Annotated in this window: 5 protein-coding genes; 2 read left to right on the top strand and 3 right to left on the bottom strand. The window is 71.3% G+C overall.

All coding sequences use genetic code 11. The features are described from left to right. Both HF519_RS28495 and HF519_RS28490 read right to left on the bottom strand, forming a co-directional pair. A partial coding sequence (locus tag HF519_RS28495) for a SulP family inorganic anion transporter (protein ID WP_169416075.1) occupies window positions 1-719 on the bottom strand: 719 nt, incomplete at its 3' end. Window positions 720-1,066: 347 nt separating this feature from the next. Then, window positions 1,067-2,347 (bottom strand): adenosylmethionine--8-amino-7-oxononanoate transaminase, encoded by a 1,281-nt coding sequence (locus HF519_RS28490; RefSeq protein WP_169416074.1) that lies wholly within the window; start codon window positions 2,345-2,347, stop codon window positions 1,067-1,069. Between the two features lie 70 nt (window positions 2,348-2,417). Between HF519_RS28490 and HF519_RS28485 the strand changes: the two genes are divergently transcribed. Both HF519_RS28485 and HF519_RS28480 read left to right on the top strand, forming a co-directional pair. Further along, window positions 2,418-3,296 carry a PaaX family transcriptional regulator gene (locus tag HF519_RS28485; RefSeq protein WP_169416073.1) on the top strand — a complete coding sequence of 293 codons (879 nt, stop codon included), beginning with the start codon at window positions 2,418-2,420 and terminating at the stop codon, window positions 3,294-3,296. Between the two features lie 408 nt (window positions 3,297-3,704). Beyond that, on the top strand, window positions 3,705-4,037 hold the full coding sequence (locus HF519_RS28480) for a GYD domain-containing protein (RefSeq protein WP_169416072.1): 333 nt from the start codon (window positions 3,705-3,707) through the stop codon (window positions 4,035-4,037). A 29-nt stretch (window positions 4,038-4,066) separates the two neighbouring features. Here HF519_RS28480 and dnaE read toward each other — a convergent pair whose 3' ends face one another. Then, complete coding sequence (dnaE, locus tag HF519_RS28475; protein ID WP_169416071.1) at window positions 4,067-7,630, bottom strand: DNA polymerase III subunit alpha; 3,564 nt, start codon at window positions 7,628-7,630, stop codon at window positions 4,067-4,069. Window positions 7,631-7,921 lie beyond the last annotated feature (291 nt).

Raw genomic sequence — 7,921 nt, 5'->3', positions numbered from 1 at the left:
CCCTCGGGGAGCAGCGACGGCGGCGTGACGGCCGAGAGCAGGCCGCCGGGCAGGTCGACCCGGGGCACGTCGGGCCAGAGCACGGCCAGGGTGGTCGCGGCGGTCACCGCGACGAGCGGGCCGGGGACGACACGCAGCCGTCCGGGCAGCCGCGGCCAGATCAGGACCAGTCCGATCGTGCACAGCCCGACGATCGCGGCGTGCCCGTGCAGGCCCAGCAGCTGTTCGGGCAGTTCCAGCACGTTGTCCACCGCGCTGGCCTGCGGGTCGCCACCGAGCACCACGTGCAGCTGGGCCAGCGCGATCGTGACACCGATCCCGGCGAGCATGCCGTGCACGACGGCGGGCGGGATGGCCTGGGCGAACCGGGCGAGCCGGGACAGCCCGAACAGGATCTGGAGCAGGCCGGCGCCGATCGTGATCAGGCAGGTGACCTGCCAGCCGAAGCGGTTGACCAGCTCCGCGACCACCACGGTCAGCCCGGCGGCCGGGCCGCTGACCTGCAGCACGGAGCCGCCGAGCAGCCCGGCGACGACACCGCCGACGACGGCGGCGATCAGCCCGGCCATGACCGGTGCGCCGGAGGCGAGCGCGATCCCGAGCGACAGCGGGACCGCGACGAGGAAGACGACCAGCGACGCGCCGAGGTCGGCGCGCAGGATGTCGAGCCTGCGGCCGGGCGGGGCGTGCTGGGACGGATCGGGGGTCGACGCGGCCATGGGCGGTCCTCCGTGGGTGGATCGGCGTGGGAGCGGCGAGCACGAGTGCGTCGGGGCGCCTGCGTGCGCTCCCAGAGAACCGGAATCAGATGAACACGGTTCCCGTCCGGTTCGCCCGAACCATCCGGTTTCGCCACCCACGTGACGATCAGTAGTTGATCAAGGGTCGCCCGCGCCCGGGCGGGCCCGTCCGCGAGGTCCGCGCGAGTGGTCCGGCCGGTCACGCCGGGCCATCACCGCCACCCGTCCCGACGCTCGGGGCCCCGATCGAGTGGATCTTGGTGGACGGGGGTCACACGGCCCGGTCGGCGAGCGACGGACGACCCGTGACGGCACCGATCGAGAGGTCAGCCCGCCGCGGCGGCGGCGCACACCGCCGCCGTGATCGCCGCCAGGTCCTCGGCGGTGCAGACGTAGGGCGGCATCGTGTAGACGAGGTCGCGGAAGGGACGCAGCCACACCCCCGCGCGCGCCGCCGCCGCCGTCGCCGCCGCCATGTCCACCTCGTGATCGAGCTGGACCACGCCGATCGCGCCCTGCACCCGGACGTCGGCCACCCCCGGCAGTGCGCGGGCCGGTGCGAGGCCCGCCCGCAGCGCGGTCTCGATCCCGCGGACCTCGGCGCGCCAGTCCCGCTCCAGCAGCAGCCCGACCGAGGCCCGGGCGACCGCGGCCGCCAGCGGGTTGCCCATGAACGTCGGGCCGTGCATGAGCACGCCGGCCTCGCCGTCGGAGATCCCGCGCGCCACCTCCGACGTGCACAGTGCAGCCGCCATCGTGAGATAACCGCCGGTCAGGGCCTTGCCGACGCACATCACGTCAGGGCTGACCCCGGCGTGGTCCGCGGCGAAAAGCTCCCCGGTGCGGCCGAACCCGGTCGCGATCTCGTCGAACACGAGCAGCACGTCGTGGGTCAGGCACAGCTCGCGGAGCACGTGCAGGTAGCGCGGGTCGTGGAAGCGCATGCCGCCCGCGCCCTGCACGACCGGCTCGACGATCACCGCGGCCAGCTCGTCGGCGTGGGTTTCGATCAGCTCCGCGAGCTCGGCCACGTAGCGGGTCTCGAAGTCCCGGGGCGGGGCGCTCGCGAACACCTGTTTCGGCAGCACGTCGGTCCACAGCGAGTGCATGCCGCCCTCGGGGTCGCACACGCTCATCGCGCCGAAGGTGTCACCGTGGTAGCCGCCGCGCCAGGTCAGCAGCCGGTGCTTGCCCGGCCGCCCCTTCGAGCGCCAGTACTGCAGGCACATCTTGATCGCGACCTCGACCGACACCGAGCCCGAGTCGGCGAGGAACACGTGCCGCAGCGGTTCCGGAGTGACCTCCACCAGCAGCCGGGCCAGCTCGACCGCGGGGCCGTGGGTGAGCCCGCCGAACATCACGTGGCTCATCACCCCGAGCTGGTCGCGCACCGCGGCGTCGAGCACGGGGTGGCGGTAACCGTGCACGGCCGCCCACCAGGAGGACATCCCGTCGACGAGTTCGGTGCGGCCGTGGACCTCGGCGACCAGGCGCAGCCGTACCCCCTCGGCCGAGGCCACCGCCAGCGGCGCTGCGACCGCCGGCATCGGCGCGTAGGGGTGCCACACGTGCTCGCGGTCGGTGGCCGACAGCTGATCGGGGGTCACGGCGGGCGATGCTAGTCAGCGCACGCCGAACGGCGGATCCGTACCGCCGCACACTAGGCTGGCAGGTCCTATGTCCACCGGAACCCGCGAGACCGCGTCCGACCCCGGCCCGGGGCACCCGGCGCTCTCCCGGCGTCGCGAGCTCGGCCAGACCAGCGCCCGGTCGCTGCTGCTCACCGTCCTCGGCGAGTTCGTGCTCCCCCGCTCGGATCCGGTCTGGACCCAGGTGCTCATCGATGTCCTCGCCGGCCTCGGCGTCGAGCAGAAGTCGGCGCGCCAGGCCCTGGCCCGCACCGCCGCCGAGGGCCTGCTGTCCTCCGACCGGGCCGGGCGTCGGGTCCGCTGGTCGCTCACCGAGTCGGGCCGGCGGCTGCTGTCCGCCGGCGCCGCCCGGATCTACGGGTTCGGCGCCGCGTCCCCGCCCTGGGACGGGCGCTGGCTCGTGGTGCTGGTCAGCGTGCCGGAGTCGCGGCGCCAGCTGCGCCACCGGCTGCGCACCCGGCTGGCCTGGGCCGGTCTGGGCTCGCCGTCACCGGGGGTGTGGCTCTCGCCGGACCCGGCGAAACAGGACGAGGTCGCCGACGTGATCGCCGACCTCGAGCTGGACGGGGTGACCAGCTCGTTCGTGGGGACGTTCGGCGCGATCGGCGAGCAGCCCGAGGTCGTCGCGCAGGCCTGGGACCTGGCCGAGGTCGAGGCCGCCTACGAGGAGTTCATCGCCGAGTTCAGCGGCGCTGAGCCGGCCACGCCCGCCGACGTGCTCGCCCACCAGATCCACCTCGTGCACGCGTGGCGCCGGTTCCCCTTCCTCGACCCGAAGCTGCCCGGTGAGCTGCTCCCCCGGCAGTGGGCGGGTGCCCGGGCCGCCGCACTGTTCGAGACCCTGCACTCGCGCTGGGATGACGAGGCCCAGCAGCACTGGCACCGGCTGGTCAGCAGCGTGAGCTGACCAGCCCGCCGCGAGTGCCGCGCGGGGCCGCACCCTGCTCGCGACGCGGACCGCGCACGCGGTCGGCGTCGACGCGGTCACCCCGATCAGGTCCGAAGCCGACATCGTGGTCCCGGACGGGACCTGCCGTGCTCGTACGCCAGCGCCGTCGACCCGGGACCCGTCCCGCCGGCTGCCGGCCCCATGATCGCCGGAAATGGGACCTCGCCTGCACGGGTGCGGCAGACGTCCCGGACACGCTGATCATGGACGCGGCGCCCACTCCGGCTGGGCCGCGACCCGGTCCACCGCGGCGCCGGACGGGCCGACCGGGCACGGATCGGGGCCTTCGGCGGGTCCTCCGACCCTCCCTCGGCCCGTCGCGACGGTGGTCCACTGGCGCGCCCACCCAGGGTTTGGAGGATCGCGATGTCGAAGTACGTGCTGTTCTTCAGCTACACACCCGAGACCTGGGAGCGGATGATGATGAAGCCCGCGGACCGGACGGCCGCCGTGCGCGGCCTGCTGGAGAGCGTCGGCGGGGAACTCGAGTCCCTCTACTACATGTTCGGCGACCGGGACGGCCTGGTCATCTTCGACGCGCCGGAGGCGCAGGATGCGGCGGCGGTCTCCCTGACGGTGAACACCACCGGAGCATTCGCCCACCTGGAGACCCACGCCCTGATCGCACCGACGGACCTGACCAGGGTCCTGGAGAAGGCCGGGTCGGCCCGCGAGTCCTACCGACGACCCGGCGACTGACCGCATCGGCGCTGCCCCGACCCGGGCGCCTAGCCCAGGCAACCCGGGCCGAGCAGCGCCTTCAGATCACCCATCAGCGCCGAGCTCGCCGTCACCCGCAACGCGTCGTCCAGACGCAGCACCGTCGTCCGGGTGCCGTTGACCAGGCTCAGGTGCACCGGTCGCGGCCCCGGGTGGCTGGTCAGCACGTCCTTGAGCTTGGCGACCACCGGCGGGGTGCACCGCGAGGCGGCCAGGCTCACCGCGACCGGCGTACCGCTCTCCTCACCGGCCGCCGCCAGATCGGGCACCGCGAGGTCGTTGGCGATCAGCGACACCCGGTCGTCGCGCTTGCTCACCCGCGCCTTGACCAGGACGATCGCGTCCTCGGCGACGTCCACGCCGACGACCTGGTAGCAGCGCGGGAAGAACAGCACCTCGATCCCACCGGCGAGGTCCTCGATCTGCGCCGACGCCCAGGGCTCGCCGTTCTTGTTCACCCGGCGGTTCACGTTCGCGAGGATCCCGCCCACCGTGACCTGGGCGCCGTCGCCGACCGTGCCGTCGAGGATGTTCTGGATCGGGGTGTCCGCCTTCGCGGCGAGCACGCCCTCGACGCCGTGCAGCGGGTGCCCGGAGACGTAGAGCCCCAGCATCTCCCGCTCCACGGCGAGCCGGTGCTTGGAGTCCCACTCCTCGGCGGGCACCTTGACGTCGAAGATTCCGCCGAACGCGTCGTCGACAGCGCCGTCGGAGCCGCCGTCCATCGAACCGAACAGGTCGAACTGCCCCATCGACGCGGCCTTCTTGGTGCTCATCACCGCGTCGATCGCGTCGGCGTGCACGAGCAGCAGGCCCTTGCGCGGATGGCCGAGCGAGTCGAAGGCGCCCGCCTTGATCAGCGACTCGATGACCTTCTTGTTGCAGACCACCGCGTCGACCTTGCGCAGGAAGTCGGAGAAGTCGGTGAACGCGCCCTTGTCCTTGCGCGCCGCGACGATCGCGTCGACGACGTTGAACCCGACGTTGCGGATCGCGCCCAGGCCGAAGCGGATGTCGTCGCCGACCGGGGCGAAGTTGCGCACCGAGTCGTTGACGTCGGGCGGCAGCACCGTGATGCCCATCTTGCGGCACTCGGCGAGGTAGACCGCGGCCTTGTCCTTGTCGTCGCGGACGCTGGTGAGCAGGGCCGCCATGTACTCCGCGGGGTAGTTGGCCTTGAGGTAGGCCGTCCAGTACGAGACGAGCCCGTACCCGGCGGTGTGCGCGCGGTTGAACGCGTAGTCGGAGAACGGCAGCAGGATGTCCCAGAGCGTCTTGACGGCATCGGCCGAGTAGCCGTTGTCCTTCATGCCCTGGGCGAACCCGGCGTACTCCTTGTCGAGGATCTCCTTCTTCTTCTTGCCCATGGCGCGGCGCAGCAGGTCCGCCTTGCCGAGCGAGTACCCGGCCAGCTTCTGCGCGATCGCCATGACCTGCTCCTGGTAGACGATCAGACCGAACGTCTCCCCCAGGATGTCGGCCAGCGGCTCGGCCAGCTCCGGGTGGATCGGCTTGACCTCTTGCCGGGCGTTCTTGCGGTCGGCGTAGTCGTTGTGCGCGTTCGCGCCCATCGGGCCCGGCCGGTACAGCGCGAGCACCGCGGAGATGTCCTCGAACGTCGTCGGCACCATGCGGCGCAGCAGGTCGCGCATCGGGCCGCCGTCGAGCTGGAACACGCCGAGCGTGTCCCCGCGGGCCAGCAGCTCGTAGGCCTTCGGGTCGTCGAGCTCGAGGTTGTCCAGATCGAGCGGCGGCTTGCCGTTCATCTCGATGTTGATCAGAGCGTCGTCGATGACGGTGAGGTTGCGCAGGCCCAGGAAGTCCATCTTGAGCAGCCCGAGCGTCTCGCAGGCGCCCATGTCGAACTGCGTGATGATGGCGCCGTCGGACTCCCGGCGCTGGATCGGGATGACGTCGATCAGCGGCTTGCTCGACATGATCACGCCGGCCGCGTGCACGCCCCACTGCCGCTTGAGGCCCTCCAGCCCCCGGGCGGTGTCGATGATCTCCTTGACCTGCTGGTCGCTCTCGTAGAGCGCCCGCACCTCGGAGGCCTCGGAGTAGCGCTTGTGGCTCGGGTCGAAGATGCCCGAGAGCGGGATGTCCTTGCCCATGACGGCGGGTGGCATGGCCTTGGAGATGCGGTCGGCCACCGAGTAGCCGGGCTGGCCGAACAGCACCCGCGCGGAGTCCTTGATCGCGGCCTTCGCCTTGATCGTGGAGTAGGTGATGATCTGCGCGATCCGGTCCTCGCCGTACTTCTCGGTGACGTAGCGGATCATGTCGCCACGCCGGCGTTCGTCGAAGTCCATGTCGATGTCGGGCATCGACACGCGCTCGGGGTTGAGGAACCGCTCGAAGATCAGCTTGTGCCGGATCGGGTCGAGGTCGGTGATACCCATCGCGTAGGCGACCAGGCAGCCCGCCGCCGAGCCACGGCCCGGGCCGACCCGGATGCCGTTCTCCTTCGCGTACTGCACGAGGTCGGCGGTCACCAGGAAGTACCCCGGGAAGCCCATCTGGCAGATGACGCCGACCTCGTACTCGGCCTGCTTGCGGTGGGTGTCGGGGATGCCGTCCGGGAACCGCCGGTGCAGCCCCCGCTCGACCTCCTTGACCAGCCACGACGCCTCGGTCTCGCCCTCGGGCACGTCGAACCGGGGCATCAGGTCCTGGCCCTCGGTGAAGCTGACGTTCACCCGCTCGGCCACGAGGAGGGTGTTGTCGCAGGCCTCGGGGAACTCACCGTCCCACTGGGCGCGCATCTCGGCCGGCGACTTGAGGTAGAAGTCCTGCGCGTCGAACTTGAACCGGTTCGGGTCGGCCAGGGTCTTGCCGGTCTGCACGCACAGCAGCACCTCGTGCGGCTTGTTGTCCTCGGCATAGGTGTAGTGCAGGTCGTTGGTGGCCAGACCCGGCAGGCCGAGCTTCTTCTTCAGCGCGAACAGGTCCTCCTGGACCTGCTTCTCGATCGCGATGCCGTGGTCCATCAGCTCGCAGAAGAAGTTGTCGGGCCCGAAGATGTCGCGGTAGTCGCTCGCGGCCTGGCACGCGGCGTCGAACTTGTCCTGCTGCAGCAGGCGCTGCACCTCGCCGGACGGGCAGCCGGTGGTGGCGATGATCCCCTTGCCGTAGGTCTCCAGCAGTTCCCGGTCCATGCGGGGCTTGTAGTAGTAGCCCTCGAGGCTGGCCAGCGACGACAGCCGGAACAGGTTGTGCATGCCCTCGGTGTTCTCCGCGAGCAGCGTCATGTGGGTGTACATCTCACCCGGGTTGTCGTCGCTGATCGTCTGACCGCCGAGGGTGGCGCGCTTGCGCTCGTGCCGCGACCCCGGAGAGAGGTAGCCCTCCATCCCGATGATCGGCTTGACACCGGCGGCGTTGGCCTTGCGCCAGAACTCGTACGCGCCGTACACGTTGCCGTGGTCGGTCATGGCCAGCGCCGGCATCCCCATCCGGGACGCCTCCTTGAACAGGTCGTCCAGGCGCGCGGCACCGTCGAGCATGGAGAACTCGGTGTGGGTGTGCAGATGGACGAAGCTGTCGCTGCCGCTCGAGGACGATCCGGTCATAGAGGCTCGCGCACTCCCTCTCCTCGAGCGGACGACGCGGGCACGCGATGCCCGGATCGCCGGGAACCACGGACCGCAGGGATGAGTCAGGTTAACCCCGTCCCCCGTCAGTTCCGGCCACCCGGGCGGGGCATCGGCGAACGCACTGCTCGCTCCGCCGACCGGCGTGTCGTCGCGCCCGGACGGCGCCCCCCGGCGGCCCGCCCGGATCAAGGACCCGACGTCGCCGACCGGTCACGAGCAGCGACGATGCACCCGGAAGCGCGACCCGACGGCCCGGTGCCCACGGCC

Origin of the sequence: Pseudonocardia bannensis (assembly GCF_012911875.1) — a bacterium.
Lineage (GTDB): Bacteria > Actinomycetota > Actinomycetes > Mycobacteriales > Pseudonocardiaceae > Pseudonocardia > Pseudonocardia bannensis.
Note: the sequence above shows the minus strand (reverse complement) of the source record. Positions and strands in the feature narration are given on the sequence as shown.

What these genes read in the sequence shown, in the direction of transcription:
- HF519_RS28485 (WP_169416073.1), top strand. Translation starts at nt 2,418, where the DNA reads ATGTCCACCGGAACCCGCGAGACCGCGTCCGACCCCGGCCCGGGGCAC.
- HF519_RS28480 (WP_169416072.1), top strand. Translation starts at nt 3,705, where the DNA reads ATGTCGAAGTACGTGCTGTTCTTCAGCTACACACCCGAGACCTGGGAG.
- dnaE (WP_169416071.1), bottom strand. Translation starts at nt 7,630, where the DNA reads ATGACCGGATCGTCCTCGAGCGGCAGCGACAGCTTCGTCCATCTGCAC.